Source organism: Spirillospora sp. CA-294931, from assembly GCF_050946795.1.
In the GTDB taxonomy this organism is placed as follows: domain Bacteria; phylum Actinomycetota; class Actinomycetes; order Streptosporangiales; family Streptosporangiaceae; genus Spirillospora.
Map to the genome: position 1 here is coordinate 59053 of NZ_CP192006.1, position 15012 is coordinate 74064.

General features: G+C 70.8%; 17 protein-coding genes and 1 tRNA gene. 11 read left to right on the forward strand and 7 right to left on the reverse strand.

The genetic code is table 11. The annotated features are described in order from the left end of the window. Positions 1-16: 16 nt before the first annotated feature. On the reverse strand, positions 17-808 hold the full coding sequence (locus tag ACQPY4_RS00275) for an SDR family NAD(P)-dependent oxidoreductase (RefSeq protein WP_433331089.1): 792 nt from the start codon (positions 806-808) through the stop codon (positions 17-19). Positions 809-851: 43 nt separating this feature from the next. Then, positions 852-1064: a hypothetical protein gene (locus ACQPY4_RS00280; protein WP_433331091.1), complete on the reverse strand. Its 213-nt coding sequence runs from the start codon at positions 1062-1064 to the stop codon at positions 852-854. Between the two features lie 242 nt (positions 1065-1306). Between ACQPY4_RS00280 and ACQPY4_RS00285 the strand changes: the two genes are divergently transcribed. From ACQPY4_RS00285 to ACQPY4_RS00295, 3 genes are all read left to right on the forward strand, one after another. Then, positions 1307-1426, forward strand: a complete 120-nt coding sequence (locus tag ACQPY4_RS00285; protein WP_211245696.1) for a DLW-39 family protein — start codon at positions 1307-1309, stop codon at positions 1424-1426. 59 nt (positions 1427-1485) lie between these two features. Further along, positions 1486-2217, forward strand: coding sequence for an HAD-IA family hydrolase (locus ACQPY4_RS00290; protein ID WP_433331094.1), 732 nt, complete (start codon positions 1486-1488; stop codon positions 2215-2217). Between the two features lie 754 nt (positions 2218-2971). Continuing rightward, positions 2972-3044: transfer RNA gene (locus ACQPY4_RS00295), tRNA-Ala, on the forward strand. 60 nt (positions 3045-3104) lie between these two features. On the opposite strand, the gene ACQPY4_RS00300 is transcribed toward ACQPY4_RS00295, so the two are convergent. Then, entirely contained in the window at positions 3105-3950 is an 846-nt protein-coding gene (locus ACQPY4_RS00300) for a helix-turn-helix domain-containing protein (protein ID WP_433331096.1), read from the reverse strand. Between the two features lie 74 nt (positions 3951-4024). On the opposite strand from ACQPY4_RS00300, the gene ACQPY4_RS00305 reads away from it, so the two are divergent. Next, entirely contained in the window at positions 4025-4441 is a 417-nt protein-coding gene (locus ACQPY4_RS00305; RefSeq protein WP_433331098.1) for a nuclear transport factor 2 family protein, read from the forward strand. A 5-nt stretch (positions 4442-4446) separates the two neighbouring features. On the opposite strand, the gene ACQPY4_RS00310 is transcribed toward ACQPY4_RS00305, so the two are convergent. Further along, positions 4447-5163 carry a hypothetical protein gene (locus ACQPY4_RS00310; protein WP_433331100.1) on the reverse strand — a complete coding sequence of 239 codons (717 nt, stop codon included), beginning with the start codon at positions 5161-5163 and terminating at the stop codon, positions 4447-4449. A 426-nt stretch (positions 5164-5589) separates the two neighbouring features. Here ACQPY4_RS00310 and ACQPY4_RS00315 point away from each other — a divergent pair, with 426 nt between their 5' ends. From ACQPY4_RS00315 to ACQPY4_RS00325, 3 genes are all read left to right on the forward strand, one after another. Further along, the gene (locus ACQPY4_RS00315) at positions 5590-6042 is read left to right on the forward strand and encodes a hypothetical protein (RefSeq protein ID WP_433331102.1); all 453 of its coding nucleotides are present in this window, start codon (positions 5590-5592) and stop codon (positions 6040-6042) included. 891 nt (positions 6043-6933) lie between these two features. Continuing rightward, on the forward strand, positions 6934-7521 hold the full coding sequence (locus ACQPY4_RS00320; RefSeq protein WP_433331104.1) for a DUF1707 SHOCT-like domain-containing protein: 588 nt from the start codon (positions 6934-6936) through the stop codon (positions 7519-7521). Between the two features lie 83 nt (positions 7522-7604). Further along, positions 7605-8195, forward strand: a complete 591-nt coding sequence (locus ACQPY4_RS00325) for a hypothetical protein (protein WP_433331110.1) — start codon at positions 7605-7607, stop codon at positions 8193-8195. On the opposite strand, the gene ACQPY4_RS00330 is transcribed toward ACQPY4_RS00325, so the two are convergent. Continuing rightward, the gene (locus tag ACQPY4_RS00330; RefSeq protein WP_433331112.1) at positions 8171-9118 is read right to left on the reverse strand and encodes a helix-turn-helix domain-containing protein; all 948 of its coding nucleotides are present in this window, start codon (positions 9116-9118) and stop codon (positions 8171-8173) included. The genes ACQPY4_RS00325 and ACQPY4_RS00330 overlap by 25 nt on opposite strands. 92 nt (positions 9119-9210) lie before the next feature. Between ACQPY4_RS00330 and ACQPY4_RS00335 the strand changes: the two genes are divergently transcribed. From ACQPY4_RS00335 to ACQPY4_RS00350, 4 genes are all read left to right on the forward strand, one after another. Continuing rightward, a complete protein-coding gene (locus tag ACQPY4_RS00335; protein ID WP_433331114.1) occupies positions 9211-9624 on the forward strand; it encodes a rhodanese-like domain-containing protein in 414 nt (137 codons plus the stop codon). Positions 9625-9866: 242 nt separating this feature from the next. Then, complete coding sequence (locus tag ACQPY4_RS00340; RefSeq protein WP_433331116.1) at positions 9867-11438, forward strand: DEAD/DEAH box helicase; 1572 nt, start codon at positions 9867-9869, stop codon at positions 11436-11438. 93 nt (positions 11439-11531) lie between these two features. Beyond that, the gene (locus ACQPY4_RS00345; RefSeq protein WP_433331118.1) at positions 11532-12056 is read left to right on the forward strand and encodes a gluconokinase; all 525 of its coding nucleotides are present in this window, start codon (positions 11532-11534) and stop codon (positions 12054-12056) included. Further along, on the forward strand, positions 12056-13426 hold the full coding sequence (locus ACQPY4_RS00350) for a gluconate:H+ symporter (RefSeq protein ID WP_433331120.1): 1371 nt from the start codon (positions 12056-12058) through the stop codon (positions 13424-13426). The genes ACQPY4_RS00345 and ACQPY4_RS00350 overlap by 1 nt, the downstream gene beginning before the upstream one ends. A gap of 81 nt (positions 13427-13507) precedes the next feature. Here the strand turns inward: ACQPY4_RS00350 and ACQPY4_RS00355 are convergent, their stop codons facing one another. Together ACQPY4_RS00355 and ACQPY4_RS00360 are read right to left on the reverse strand one after the other, a co-directional pair. Further along, positions 13508-14302: an acyltransferase gene (locus tag ACQPY4_RS00355; protein WP_433331122.1), complete on the reverse strand. Its 795-nt coding sequence runs from the start codon at positions 14300-14302 to the stop codon at positions 13508-13510. Between the two features lie 108 nt (positions 14303-14410). Beyond that, a complete protein-coding gene (locus ACQPY4_RS00360; protein ID WP_433331124.1) occupies positions 14411-14881 on the reverse strand; it encodes a hypothetical protein in 471 nt (156 codons plus the stop codon). Between the last annotated feature and the right edge of the window lie 131 nt (positions 14882-15012).

The window sequence follows — 15012 nt, forward strand, 5'->3', positions numbered from 1 at the left end:
TTCTCCCCCGTATCTTTCAACGCTTGTCCCGCTGATTCTCACCGAGGCCCGTTGTGATCTTGTCGGCCCCCATCCGCCGCTGGACGGCCGCGGCCACGCCGGGTGCCACCCCACCGAACAGCGCGCCCAGACGCAGCCCCAGCGGCGCCACGTCGACCTCGCCGAGGTTCTTCTCGATCGCCCGGATCGTCGCGCGGGCGACGTCCGCGGGCGACCGCGTCCCGACACCGCGCGGAAGCTCCACCTTGGCCTCGGCGAACATCCCCGCGTCCCGGATGAACCCGGGGAACACCGTCGACACGCCGACGCCGTGCGGACGCATGTCCTCGCGCAGCGCCAGCGCGAAGCCGCGCAGCCCGAACTTGGTCGCGTTGTAGAGCGAGGCATGGCCGGACGCCGTCTTCCCCGCCAGCGAGGAGACGAAAACCAGATGCCCGCGCCGCCGCTCGGCCATCCGCTCGCCCGCCAGCTTGGCCATCACGATCGGCGTGCGCAGATTGACCCCGAGCGCCCGGTCGATCTGCTCGATCGAAAAGTCCGACAGCGGGCCCGACGCGGGCAGCGCCGCGTTCGCGACGAGCACGTCCACCCCGCCCGCCTCGTCCAGCAGCCGCTCGACCGCGTCCGGGTCGGTGAGATCGGCGGCGATCGCGCGTCCGCCCAGCCGCTCGGCCAGCGGTTCCAGGACGTCCACCCGGCGTCCGGTGAGCACCACCTCGGCCCCTCGCGCGCCGAACGCTCTGGCCATGGCCTGACCGATCCCGCCGGAGGCCCCTGTCAGCAGTACTTTCGCGCCGCGCAGCTCCATGCCGCGATGATGCCATGCGCCCGAAGGCCACAACCGGCCGTCTCTACAGTCCCGCCCGCCACAGCAGCAGGATGATCGAGGACAGCACCAGCCCGGCCACACCGAGCGGCGTCTGCCCCGTCGTGATCAGAGCCGTGCACCCCGCCGCCGTGAGCGCCGCGACCACGACCAGGCCGCGCGGGCTCGAGCCCTCGACCTCCGGCGATCTCGCCCGCAGCTCCCGTTCCCAGAGCCCGAAGTCGTCCTCTGCCCTCATGGGTTCTCCCTGACCCTCGTTCCTCGGATTATCCGGCGGGACGGCGCGTCCGGCGAGATGGCGGGACCGCCACAGCAACGGCACCGGCACCCCCTTCGATTGGACGATTCGTCCGATAATCGAGAGCGGGTGCGGAGCGTCCGCGATGGATTGCTAGGCTGCGGAGAGCTTGGGGGAGAGCAATCCGATCCGAATCATTCCCCCGAGCTTGGCTTCATAGTCGAGGTGAAGGGGTCCCCACCGTGAAGAAGCTGCTCGTTCTCGCTGTTGTCGCTCTCGGTGGCTTCGTTGTCTGGCGCCGGCTGCAGCAGGACCGCGCCGAGCTGGACCTGTGGACCGAGGCCACGTCCACCGACAGCTGAAGACACCTGAGTAGTAGTCCCGCGGCGGACGGGAGACCGACTTCGAGGGAGGCCCCGGCGTGAGCGGAGCAGGGCGGACAACCGTCGCCTGCCTCGATCTCGCCGGGACCACGGTCGCCGACGGCGGCATAGTAGAGACGGCTTTCGCCGAGGCGATCGCCAGCCTCGGCATCGTCTCCGGCACCGGCGCTCACAAGCGCGCCATGGCGCGGGTGGCCGATGGCCGAGGCCGCTCGAAGATCGAGATCTTCCGCACGCTGTTCGCCGAGGACGAGGCCCGCGCACAGGCCGCGAACCTGTCATTCGAACGGTCGTACGACCAGCTCGTCGACCGTCGGGGCCTCGCTCCCGTACCCGGTGCCGAGACCGCGCTCCAGCGGCTCGCCGACGCCGGTATCAAAGTCTGCCTGCTCACCGGCTTCAGTCGGCGCACCCTGGGCCGCGTGCTCGACACGCTCGGCTGGTGGAACCTGGCCGACATGGCCCTCTGCCCCGAAGACGGCGGCCGCGGCCGCCCCTGGCCCGACCTCATCCTCTCGGCCGCCCTGCGCCTGGGCATCGACGACGTCCGCGACATCGCCGTCTGCGGCGACACCGAGAACGACATCCTCGCGGGCCGCCGCTCCGGCGCCTCCATCGTCGCCGGCGTCCTCACCGGCGCCCACGACGCCCCCCGCCTCACCGCCGCCGGCGCCACCCACATCCTCCCCAGCATCACCGACTTCCCACCCCTCGTCCTCCCCCAAAACCCCACCCCACCCCCCAAACCCCTAACAACAACCACCCCATAACCCCACCCACCCGCCCCACACGGCATCCCCCAAGCTCCCCCGCAATTCGCGCCCCGCGCTCCCCCTTCCCTTCGCACCCCCGTTTTTGCGCCCGTGCGTTTCGCTCCCCGGACACCTGGCTTGCAAAGCCAGTGCTCCACTCTCCGCATTCGCATCCCCACCCGCACTTCGCCCCAACGCGCGCCTCTTGCACCCTCGCACCCCCTCCCGCGCCCTCCGCGCTGCGCCTTCGAAACTGCGCCCCGCCCCAGGCCCTCGCACTTCGTACTTCGCGGTCCGTGCTGCGCACTCCGCGTCCCGCACCCTTCGCATTCGCGTCCCGCGCACCTCGCGGTCCGCACCTCTCGTCTCACACCCCGCGCGTTTCGCGCCGCGCCCTCCGTATGCGTACACGCGCGCATTCGCCCCCGCGCACCCACGCGCTCCGCATTCGCATCCCCACCCGCACTTCGCTCTCGAACCTCCGCGCTTGCGCTCCGCACACGCACGCTCCGCGTTTCGCACCTTGGTTCCGGCGCCCTCCGCATCAGCGGCGCGGTGTTCCGTGGCTCAGCGTTTCGTCACATTGAGGCAAGCCCGCGCTCGTCCGCCGACGCGGATTGCGAGCTTGCGAGCCGGACGCGCTACGCGCTCCGAGGGGTTGGCTTGACGAGGCTGGTTCGGGCTTGAGCGGGGCCGCCTATGCTGTAACGACGGTGTACGATCGTCCCGGTTCCGCCGGATCGGCCAGGCCGAAGGCGCGGACCTCACCCAGGGGGCCATAGCTCAGTTGGCAGAGCACTGGCTTTGCAAGCCAGGTGTCCGGGGTTCGAATCCCCGTGGCTCCACCCCAGGTAGGAATCCCTTCGAGGCCCCTAGAACCCTCTCCACACCTTGATCCGCAACAGTCATGCGGGGGCCGGTGCCTTTGCGGCTGGTTTCGTCCAGGCTAGGTCGTCCACTGCCAGCCAGGGTTGGGTGACCATGGTGGCTGGGGTTACGGCGGTGAAGGTCTGGACGTCTCTGTGCAGGTGGGACTGATCGACGTAGCCGCTTTCGGCGGCCACCCGGGCTGGGCTTTCGCCAGTGGCCAGGCGGTGGGCGGCGTGGTCGAAGCGGACCAGCCTCGCGGCGCGCTTGGGTGGGAGGCCGATCTGGGAACGGAAGCGGGACCACAAGCGCTTGCGGCTCCAGCCGAGCTCGGCCGCCAGGTCCTCGATCCGGGCCTGGCCTCGGGTGGCGGCTATTTGGTTCCATGCCCAGGCCACCCGGGGGTCAGCGTGCGGTCCTTTTGCTGCTCGGCAGGTGAGCAGTGCCTCCGTCAGCGCGAAGCGGTCGTGCCAAGACGTGGTCTCGCCGAGTTGCTCTTGGAGTTGCGTCGCGTCCTTGCCCCATAGGTCGTCCAGGGTGACGACGGTGTGGTCGAGGTCGGAGGGGGACGTGCCGAGCACGGTGCGTGCGACCAGCGGGGACAGCCGCACCTGGAGGCACTCGATGTTCTCGCCCCGGACGCGCATCGCGTTGTGCAGGAACCCGGCGACGAGGTTTCCGCGCTGCTGACGTCCGGTGGCGGTGTCCACGACCAGCGGACCGTTGCCGAACTCCAGGACCAGGGTGATGGCCGGGTGCGGGACGACCCGGACATCGATCGGGCCCTCGCCGCGGCTGTGGAACCCGGCCATGCTGACACCGGCCGTCCGGCTGGGCACCCGGGGGCGTGTGACGTCCCATCCGGCCACGGCCCCGCGCTTCATGGCCCCATGGTAGGAGCGGGGCGATCGGAACATTTGTCCAATACGTCGGCGCGCGATGGCGGTGGTATTGGGCCATGAGCCAGAGCATCATTCAGGACGCCCTCGAGGCGCTCGCAGGCGGCGACCCCGACCGGATCGCCGCGGTCTTCACCGAGGACGCCGAATGGCTGTCGCCCCCGGGGAACGCCACCGCCGTCGCGCTCAATGCGACCGACCACATGGTGGGCAGGACGGCGATCGCGCGCTTCTTCGCCGAGGACTTGCCCCGACTGTTCGTCCGAGACCTCGCCCTCGCCTTCCACGGATCGCACACCGACGGCGAGCGGGTGACCGTGGAGGCGACCATGACGGCGACGCTCGCCAACGGCAACCCCTACGTCAACGACTACTGCTTCGTTTTCGACCTCCGGGACGGGCTGATCCACCGGGTCCGCGAGTACGCGGACACGGCACGCGGGCACCGCATGGTCTTCGCCGAGCCCCCGCGATAGCGCGCCTATCTGAGCAGGGTGTTGCGCAGGGTTATGGCGTGGAACTTGCGGAGGCGGTGGGTCTCGAAGGCCGCCAGGGCGGTCACCGAAAGGGGAGCGCCCAGGAGGAGGGCCAGGCTCAGCCCGGGCGGGACGCCCTTGTTGGAGTCGTTGATCACGTCGATCAGGGTCAGGACCCAGGCCAGGCTGACCGAGATCAGCGGCGGCACCAGCTCGTGGATGTCGACCGTCCGGAAGACGTGCGTCAGGCAGAGGAAGAAGCCGTAGAAGAAGAACGGCACCAGCCAGCAGAGCATCCACACGAAGAAGACGGGCTTCATTACGGGGGCGACAGGATCGAACAGGCCGCGCAAGCCCTTGAGCTCGGGCGCCATGGTGAGCGGGAAGACGAAGGCGGTGCCGAACAGTGCGACCACGGACAGGAGGGGACGCCCGGCGCGGCGCAGGAACGAACCGCGGTTGGGATCGCGGGACGCGAGGATGAAGGCGGCGACCACGACCGGGACCACGCACATGGTGGCCAGCATGTTGATCCAGAGCTTGTCCATGCGCTCGTCCGCGATGTCCTTGGGCGCGGCCTGCGTGTAGATCAGCAGGACCAGGACCGTCACGACCAGGCCCGCCCAGGCCCTGAAGAACTGCAGCTTCCTGACCGTCGGGTCGACGATGCGGTCTTCACGATGCGGATGGAAGACCTTCTTGGCCGCCGCGATCGGGGACACCACGTGGAGGAAACGTCTGAAGCGTGTGGGAGGACGCGGCGGAGGCGGCGGGCCGGGCTGCCAGTGCGGTGGAGGAGGGGGCGGCGGGCCCTGATGCCAGGGCGGCGGGCCCTGCGGCGGAGGACGCCAACCCTGCGGCGGGACGGGCGGCGGGCCCGGCGGCCGAGGGGGCGGGTAGCCCTGGTTCCAGGGTGGTGGGCCTCCTGGTCCGTTCACGCGAGCTTCCCCCAGCTCAGAATGTCGTCGTCACATGTGGTCGCGGTGAGCTTACTGGCGATGGCAGGGGCCGCCCAGGGCCCTGGGCCCCAACCACGAGGGGGATCCGCCCAGCTCAGTTGGCCGGGGTTCCTGAATGGCGGAGGTGGATGCTAGCGTCACGTTCTGTGTCGAAGTAAGCACAAAAAGTGACGAGAGTGGGGGCACGGGATGGTCTCGAAGCGTGGCTTGCTGGGTGCGGCGGTGTGCGTGGTCCTGACGGGCGGGCTCGCGGCGCCGATGGCGTCGGCGGGAGAGGTCGGGCCGATCGAGCGATGCGGCGGATACGCGCGCGGGCTCAAGGTCAACGTCAGCGGCCACAAGGGACGGCCGCCGGTCCGGGTCGTCGCGGGACGGAACGTCACGGTCACGGCCTCGTTCATCCCGGCCCGCAGCGCCGCGAGCGCCAAGTTCAGATTCGTCGCCGAGACGCGCATGGGGCAGTTCCCCATCGCCAGCGGAAAGATCGGTCCGCTGCGCAAGGGCGTCCGCTACAAGGCCGGCGGGACGATCCGTCCCAGCGGCTTCTTCGCCGGCCGGACGGTCACCGTCCGCGCCACCGTGACCAGCGGCTCCTTCGTCGAACTCTGCATGCGCGTCCCAGTAAAGGTAGCCGCCCGCTAACCGGAACTCGCGCCCGCGCGCCCGGCTAACCGAGGTCCACGCCCGCGCGCCCAGCCAACAACAGGACTCACGCCTGCGCCCCCGGCTAACCGGGCTCGCGCCTGCGCGCCTGGCTGGCCGGGGCTCGCGCCTGCATGCTCGGCTGGCTGGGACTCGCGCCGCGCGCCCGGCTGACCGGGCTCGCGCTTGCGCGCTTGGCTAACCGGGGCTCCGTGTCCGCGCGCCGGGCTGACCGGATCCGTGCTTGCGCGCCCCGGGTATCCGAGGTGCGCGCCTGCGCGCTAACACGGGACTCGCGCCTGCGCGCCCGGCTGGCCGGGCTCGCGCCTGCGTGCTCAGCCAACGGGGTTTGCGCCTGCGTGCTTGGCCAACCGGGCTCGTGCCTGTGCGCCGGGCTGGCCGGGGCTCGTGCCTGCGGGCCGGGGCTAATCCGAGCTTGCGCTTGCGTGCTCGGCTGGCCGGGAGTCCGCACCTCCGCCACGGGTCGACCGAGGCTCCGTGCCTGCGCGCCTGGCTGGCCGGGCTCGCGCCTGCGTGCTCAGTCAACGGGGTTTGCGCTTGGGTGCTTGGCCAACCGGGCTCGTGCCTGTGCGCCGGGCTAACCCGAGCTCGTGCTTGCGCGCCGGGCTGGCTGGGGTCCGCGCTTGCGCGCCGGGTTGAGCGAGGCTCCGTGCCTGTGCGCCGGGCTGGCCGGGCTCGCGCCTGCGTGCTCGGATGGCCGGGGCTCGTGCCTGCGTTCGCGGCTGTCTGCCGAGGGATTCCGGTCGGGCCCTGGGGGGCGTGGGTGATGTTCTGCGGCTGGGTTGGTGCCGTGGTTGGTGTGGGGTGGGGGTTTGCGGGGGTGGGTTGGTGGGGGCGGTCGATCTTGTGCTCTGGGGGTAAGGGGGGCGCATGGAAGGTCGTGGTGTGGCGGGGCGCTCCGGGCGGCGGAGGGGGTGGGTCGCGGACGGCGAGCGGGATGTTGTTGTGGCGCGGCTCAAGTGGGCTTGTGGCGCGGGTGTGCTGAGTCTGGGGGAGTACAGCGAGCGGGTTGAGGAGGCGTGGTTCGTCCGGACGCGGGACGAGTTGCGGCGGCTCGTCGAGGACCTGCCCTCGCACTCGGGGGACGTCCAGGAGGGGCGGACCGAATGGCATGTGTCGCCGGTCGGTGGCCTGCGCAGGTACGGGCGCTGGCATATGGACCGCCATCTGGTGTCGCTGACCGTGGTCGGTGGGGCCAGCCTGGATCTCAGGGCCGCCGAGCTGGCCGCTCCCGAGGTGACGCTGACCAGGGTGTCGCTGGTGGGAGGGGTCAGGGTCTGCGTGCCGAGCGGTGTCCGGGTGGTGCTTGAGGGGCACAGCCTGCTCGGTCTGTTCGGGGGAGGCGAGACTGAGACGGTCGGGCCGGTGGAGCCCGGTGTTCCCGTTCTGAGGATCAGGGCGTATTCGCTGCTCGGCGGTGTGACTCTGGAGTCGCCGGTGCCTGCCCCTCGTGGGTGAGGACGCAGACGGCTCTGCGAGGTGATCCGGGGTCGGGCCTCCCCGGGGGACGATCGGAGGGATCGAACCCCCCGGGAGTCACCGTGAACCTCACGACGATGGGCCGCGCCTCGTTTCTGGCGGCGCCCGCCTGCATGCTCGCCTACGGCCTGGTCCGCATCCTCGATGGGCGCGACGGGCATTACGGCCCGGGCACCGCCTGGACGGTCGGGCACTTCTTCTTTCTGTTCTGCTTGATGTTCTACGGGGTGGTCCTCCTCGAACTGCGGGCGAAGGTGCCGGGGCGCGCGGCGGATCTCGCGGCCGCCGTCGGGTTGGTCGGGCTGGTGGCGTTCGTTCGGGTGGCCGTGGTCGACATCGTCGTCGGGTTGCGAGCGGACGATCCGGTGCAGAAGAAGGAGCTCGCCCGGCGCTTCGCCGATGACCCCGACTTCCTGCCCCGGGTCGTTTACGACGTGGGGCCGCTGCTCTTCGAGGTCGGTCTGTTCGTGCTGTTGCTGCGCATCGCGCTGGTCACTCGCGCTCCGCGGTGGGCGGCGGGCATCGTCGCGCTCGGCTTCGTCCTGGTCACGGTGAACCTTGACCTCCTCCCCCTGGGTGCTCTGCTCATCTGGATCGGGCTGGTGGGCCTCAACACGGAGACTCGGGGTCAGCGGTGGAAGGTGCGGCGGTAGGCCGAGGGGGAGGTTCTCATCGCTCGGGTGAAGTGGTGGCGGAAGGTGGCGGGGCTGTCGAAGCCGACGGCGGCGCCCACCTCCTCGATGGGGAGAATGCCGTCCTCCAGCAACGGGAGGCTGGCCAGGAGGCGTTGGGAGACGACCCAGCGGAGGGGGCTGGTGCCGGTCTGGCGGTTGAAGTGCCGGATGAAGGTGCGGGCGGACAGGTGGGCCTCGCGGGCGAGGGCGGCGACCGTGATGGGCTCGGCCAGGTGGTCCAGGGCCCAGGTCATGGCGCGCGACACGGAGTCGGACGCGGGTTCGGACACGGCGGCCTCGACGAACTGGGCCTGGCCGCCCTCGCGGTGGGGTGGGATCACCAGGCGGCGGGCGACGGCGTTGGCGACGCGGGCGCCGTGGTCCTTGCGGACCAGGTGCAGGCACAGGTCGAGCCCGGCGGCGCTGCCCGCGCTGGTGAGCAGGTCGTCGCCGTCCACGTAGAGGACGTCGGGGTTCACCTGGACGGCCGGGTAACGGCGGCGCAGGACGTCGGCGTACTGCCAGTGGGTGGTGGCCTCGCGGCCGTCCAGCAGCCCGGCGGCGGCGAGCGCGAAGGCGCCCGAGCAGATCGAGACGAGGCGGGCGCCGCGGGTGCGGGCCGTGCGGAGGGCGGTGACGACGTCAGGCGGCACGTCGGCGCGGATGTCGGGGACGCCGACGACCATGACGGTGTCGGCGGACGCGAAGTCGTCCAGGCCGTGCCGGACGGTGAGGGAGAGGCCGCCGACCGTGCGCAGCGGGCCGGGCTCGGCCGCGCAGACCCGCAGGTCGTACCAGGGGACGATGCCCAGTTCGGGACGGGGGAGCCCGAACACCTCGATGACCGCGCCGAGCTCGAAGGGGGCCATGCCGTCGAACGCCAGCACCGAGACGGTGTGCATGGCGAGATATTAGCGATATACGGCGTTCTTGCCACTTCTAGGCGTCACCGGGCGCGGGCCAGGATCGGGACGTCGAGAAAAAAGGAGAGCGAATGTCCGTCGAATACTTCGCCGCCAAGCTGGCCCACGAGACCGACCCGTCCGACGTGGCGGCTGGAAGGGACGGCCTGGTGGTCGTCGACTCGCGGAGCGCAGAGAGTTGGGACCAAGGTCACATTCCGGGTGCGCTGCACCTTCCGACGGCCGAGATCGCCGGTCGGGCCCGCTCCCTCGTCGACCGTGACGCGGCGGTCGTCGTCTACTGCTGGGGGCCCGGCTGCAACGGCGCCACCAGGGCCGCGCTGGAGTTCGCCAGGCTCGGATACGCCGTCAAGGAGATGATCGGGGGCTTCGAATACTGGGCGCGCGAGGGCTTTGCGGTGGAGACCGGCGACGGGGGCGTCGCGCGGCGGTCCCCCGACCCGCTCACCGCCCCGGCGGGCGACGGAATCGCCTGTGCCTGCTGAGCGTTGAACACCTCGGAACAGGTCCGAAGTGTCGTTTGTGAGCGGTGTGGCGCACGCCACTGGTGGGAACCAGGCATAAACAGGTGCGCCGACGACGTTAGACTGAACAAATCACTCTTACGACGCCGAACGCGTCAGGCTCGTCCTTGCAGGCCACTCAGTCGAACGTGGTGCCTCCCGAGACGTGCCCCCCTCTCGGAAGGTAATGCGTGTCCACAGTGCCTGCTGGCAATGCTCTGCCCATGTCCGACTCCCCGTCGGGCGACTACCCGGACGCCACGTCCGGTCCCACCTTCGCCGAACTGGGACTTCCCCAGGCCCTCGTCTCCGCTCTCGCCCGCTCGGGCATCGAGTCGCCCTTCCCGATCCAGGCCGCCGCGATCCCGGACGTGATGGCCGCCCGTGACGTCCTCGGACGCGGCAAGACCGGCTCCGGCAAGACCCTGGCCTTCGGCCTCCCGATGCTCGCCCGCCTCGCCGGCCGCAAGGCCGCGCCGAAGCGTCCGCTCGGCCTGATCCTCGTCCCGACCCGCGAGCTCGCCCAGCAGGTCCAGACCAACCTCGAACCGCTCGGCCGCAGCCTCGGTCTGCACTTCAAGACCGTCATCGGCCAGACCTCGATGTTCAAGCAGATCGACGCGCTGCGCCGCGGCGTGGAGATCGTGGTCGCCACGCCCGGACGTCTCAAGGACCTGATGCGCCAGGGCGCCTGCGACCTGAGCGACGTCGAGATCGTCGTGCTGGACGAGGCCGACCACATGGCCGACATGGGCTTCCTGCCCGACGTCACCGACATCCTCGACCAGGCCCAGCGCGGCGGGCAGCGCCTGCTGTTCTCGGCCACCCTGGACAAGGACGTCGACGTCCTGGTCAAGCGCTACCTCTCCAACCCGGTCACCCACGCCATCGGCCCGGTGGACGAGTCGGTCGACACGATGGAGCACCACCTGCTCCTGGTGGCGCCCAAGGACAAGGCGGCCATCACCGCCGAGATCGCCAACCGCGAGGGCCGGACGATCCTGTTCGCCCGCACCAAGCACGGCGTCGACCGGCTCACCAAGCAGCTCACCCAGGCGGGTGTGCGCGCGGCGGGGCTGCACGGCGGCAAGAGCCAGGGCCTGCGCACCCGCACCCTCGCCGAGTTCCACGAGGGCTCGTTCAGCGTCCTGGTGGCCACCGACGTCGCCGCCCGCGGCATCCACGTCGACAACATCAGCCTGGTCATGCACGTCGACCCGCCGGCCGACAGCAAGGACTACATGCACCGCGCGGGCCGCACGGCCCGTGCCGGTGAGCGCGGCACCGTCGTGACGCTGGTGCTGCCGCACCAGGTGCGCTCGACGTCGGCGATGACCCGCCGCGCGGGCATCAACGCGCCCCGCACCAAGGTCTACTCCGGCGACAGCTCGCTGGCGGAGCTGACCGGCGCCCGGGTGCCGTCCGGCATCCCGATCGAGGGCCCGATCATCCCCGAGCGCCCGAGCCGCGCGAGCGGCCGTGGTGGTGGCGGCCGGCGTGGCGGCGGTGGCCGCGGCTTCGGCGGCGGCCGTGGCGGTGGCCGTCCCTACCGTGAGGGCGGCCGCGAGGGCGCCCCGCGCGGCGAGCGTCGCGAGGGCGGCTACAACGGCGGCGAGCGCCGTGGCACGCACAGCGGCACCGACCGTCCGCACACCGGTGGCGAGCGCGGTTCGTACGGGGGCGGCGAGCGTCGCCCCAGTGGCGGTGGCTACGGCAACCGTCGCGGCGGCACCGCCTCGTACGGCGGCGGCCAGCGCCGCGAGGGCGGCGACCGCCGTCCCGCGCGCCAGAACTGACCGGCTTCATCAGGCGAAACCCCGTCCAGGTCTCCTGGGCGGGGTTTCGCCGTTCGCGGTGATCAATAGGCGACCCTGGGTAAGGGTCCCCGTGTGACGGATGAGAAAGCCAGGATCCTCCTGGTCATGGGCGTCTCCGGCAGCGGCAAGACCACGGTGGGCGCCCTGCTGGCCGGACGGCTGCACTGGGACTACGCCGAGGCCGACGACTTCCACCCGGCGGCCAACGTCGCCAAGATGCACGCCGGCGAGCCGCTCACCGACGAGGACCGCTGGCCCTGGCTGCGCGCGATCGCGGCGTGGATGGACGAGCGGCTCGCGGCCGGCGACACCGCCGTGGTGACCTGCTCGGCCCTGAAACGCTCCTACCGCGACCTGCTGTGCGAGGGACGTCCCCAGGTCCGGATCGTGTATCTGGAGGGCGACCGCGACCTGATCGCGCGCCGGATGGCGGCCCGGCAGGGGCACTTCTTCCCGACCCGGCTCCTGGACAGCCAGCTCGCCGACCTGGAGCCGCCCGGCCCCGACGAGAACCCGATCACGGTCTCGGTCGACGGGACCCCCGCCCGGATCACCGCGGAGATTTTGCGGCTGCTGGACCGCGACGGAGGGGCCTGATGAGCCTCGCGGCGGCCTGGACGGGCCACGACACGCTCCTGGTCGTCTGGGCCCTCGTGGCGATCGTCGGGCTGATCTTCCTGATCACCCGGTACAAGGTCCATCCGTTCCTGGCGCTGATCCTGGCCTCGGGATTCGTGGGGCTGGCCTCCGGGCTCGGGGCGTCCAAGGTCGTCGAGACCTTCACCGACGGGGTGGGCGAGACCCTGGGCGGCGTCGGCGTGATCGTCGCCCTCGGGACGATGCTCGGCAAGCTCATGGCCGACTCCGGCGGCGCCGACCAGGTGGTCGACACCGTCCTGGCCAAGTCCGGCACCAAGCGGCTCCCCTGGGCGATGGCGCTGATCGCGATGATCATCGGCATTCCGCTGTTCTTCGAGGTCGGCGTGGTGCTGCTGATGCCGGTCATCTTCCTGATGGCCCGCAGGACCGGCGCCTCGGTGCTGACCGTCGGCATCCCGGCGCTGGCGGGGCTGTCGGTGCTGCACGGCCTGGTGCCGCCGCACCCGGGACCGCTGATCGCGATCGACGCGCTCAAGGCCGACCTCGGCGAGACCATGCTGTGGGGGTTCGTGGTCGCCGTCCCGACGGTGATCGTGGCCGGGCCGCTGTTCGCCGCCTACATCGGGCCGCGCATCACGCCGCACCCGCCCGAGGCGCTGATGGAGGAGATCGCCCGCGACGACCGTCCGGAGGAGAACCGGCCGAGCTTCGCCGTGACGCTGGCGACGCTGCTGCTGCCGGTCGCGCTGATGCTGGTCAAGACGGTCGCCGACATCCTCTGGGAGGGCGAGAAGGACAACCGGGTCCTGCATGTCGCCGACTTCGTCGGGGCGCCGGTCACGGCGCTGACGATCTCGGTGCTGGTGGCCATGTTCACGTTCGGCTACCTGCGCGGCTTCTCCAAGGAGAAGGTCGACTCGCTGATCGGCTCCAGCCTCGCGCCCATCGCCGGAATCGTGATGATCATCGGTGCGGGCGGCGGCTTCAAGAAGATGCTGATCGAGGGCGGGATCGGCGACGCCATCGAGAAGGCGGCCGAGAACTCGGGGATCTCGGTGATCCTGCTCGCCTGGCTGATCGCGGTGGCGATCCGGCTGGCCACGGGTTCGGCGACGGTCGCCACCATCACCACCGCCGGGATCATCGCGCCGCTGGCGGCGTCCTCCGACACCAACCTCTCGCTGCTGGCGCTGGCCATCGGCGCCGGATCGCTGTTCTTCTCCCACGTGAACGACGCCGGGTTCTGGCTGGTCAAGGAGTACTTCGGCATGACCGTCGGCCAGACCATCCGGTCCTGGTCGATCATGGAGACGCTCATCTCGGTGGTCGCGATCGCGATCATCCTGCCGCTCAGCCTGGTGGTCTGACCCCGTCCTGCCAGGCACGGACGAACTGGGCGCGCAGGAGGGGAGCGGGCTGTCGTCCCGGCCTGGCGTTCGTGGAGGGGGTTAGCCGGCTTCCTCGCGGAGGGTGGTTTCCTCGCGGAGACGGTCCTGGAGGAGTTGGAGGCCTTCGAGGCCGTCGACCGAGAGGGCGGCCAGCTCGTCCAGGGAGATCAGCGGGTGGTCGCGCAGGGGCGGTTGCCAGCCGGTGACCTCGTCGAAGTGGCGCAGGACCTTGGCGGGCACGCCGCCGATGACCGAGTGGTCGGGGAACTCGCCCCGGACGACGGCGCCGCCCGCGACCGCCACGTTCCGTCCCAGGCGCGTCCCGGGCAGGATGATCGCGCCCGTGCCGATCCAGCAGCCGTCGCCGATCACCACCGGCTTGTTCTCCGGCCACTGCCGCCCGATGGGCGTCTTCAGGTCGCCGTAGGTGTGGTTCTGGTCGGTGATGTAGACGTTCGGCCCGGTGAAGACGTCGTTGCCGATCTCGATCGACTGGTGGCCGACGATGTGGGTGCCGCGCCCGAGCGAGCAGCTCGACCCGATCGTGATGACCACGTCGGGGCCGAGGTCGAGCCCGGGGACGAATCCCGCCGCGATCGTGCAGTGCGTCCCGACCAGCGTGTGGTCGCCGATGGAGATCCAGGGCTCGCCGTAGATCGAGCCGACCGGGAACCCGATGCACGCGCCCTGGCCCAGGTGGGCGAACTTGCGGCGTCCGGGGGTGTGCGGGGTGATCTCGCCGTGACGCTGGATCCACTCCCAGCCGCTGTGCACGGCCGCGTGCAGCCCCTGGCGGGCCCGGGCCCTCAGCCGGGCGGCCAGCGGGTGCCGCGGGAAGCTGTCTTTCGGCGACATGGCGTTCACCGTACCGGGTGGTAAAGGAACCGCGAGCAGGTGGAGCCCACTTGGTGCGCGCGAAGGGCCCGGCCCCATCGGGGAACCGGGCCCTGATTCGCGTTCGGCCTAGGGTGCGGCCACGTGGCCGTCGGCTCGCATCTCGGCCACTTCGGGGTCGGTCGGCTTGACCGGGTCTTCCGCGAGCAGCCGGTTGTTGCCGCGACGCGTCATGACGGCGCCCGCCAACCCGATGGCCGTCACACCCGCCAGCATCGTCAGGGCCGCGGTGCGGCCCCGGCGTGCGGGCTTGGCCGGCTCGACGCGCTGGGCGGCGTCCGACAGGAGCGAGCTCACACGGGGCGCCAGGTCCGACTCGACGTACCGGGCCGCCCGCTTGAGGCGGGGCGCACCCCAGCCGCGGGCCACCAGGACGCGGTCGGCGGCGACGTCACGTCCGTGCTGCGCCGCCGGCGCCATCCGCTGCGCCGTGCCTGAGGCGCCCTCACGGCACTTCTGGGCGCCCTGGCGCCACGCCTCCTGAACACGGCCGAGCCGCGGTGAAACGACCTGCTGCGGCTTCCGGCGGATACTAATCATTAGGGACACGCTAACCTCCCTGTTTGCGAGGTCCTGCCAAGCAGCCTTCCCAGAGATCGGAAGGTAAACCCTGTACGTGTGATCGGACGATCACATTCCGTGATCAGGGGGCGGGCTCGCATTCCCAACGT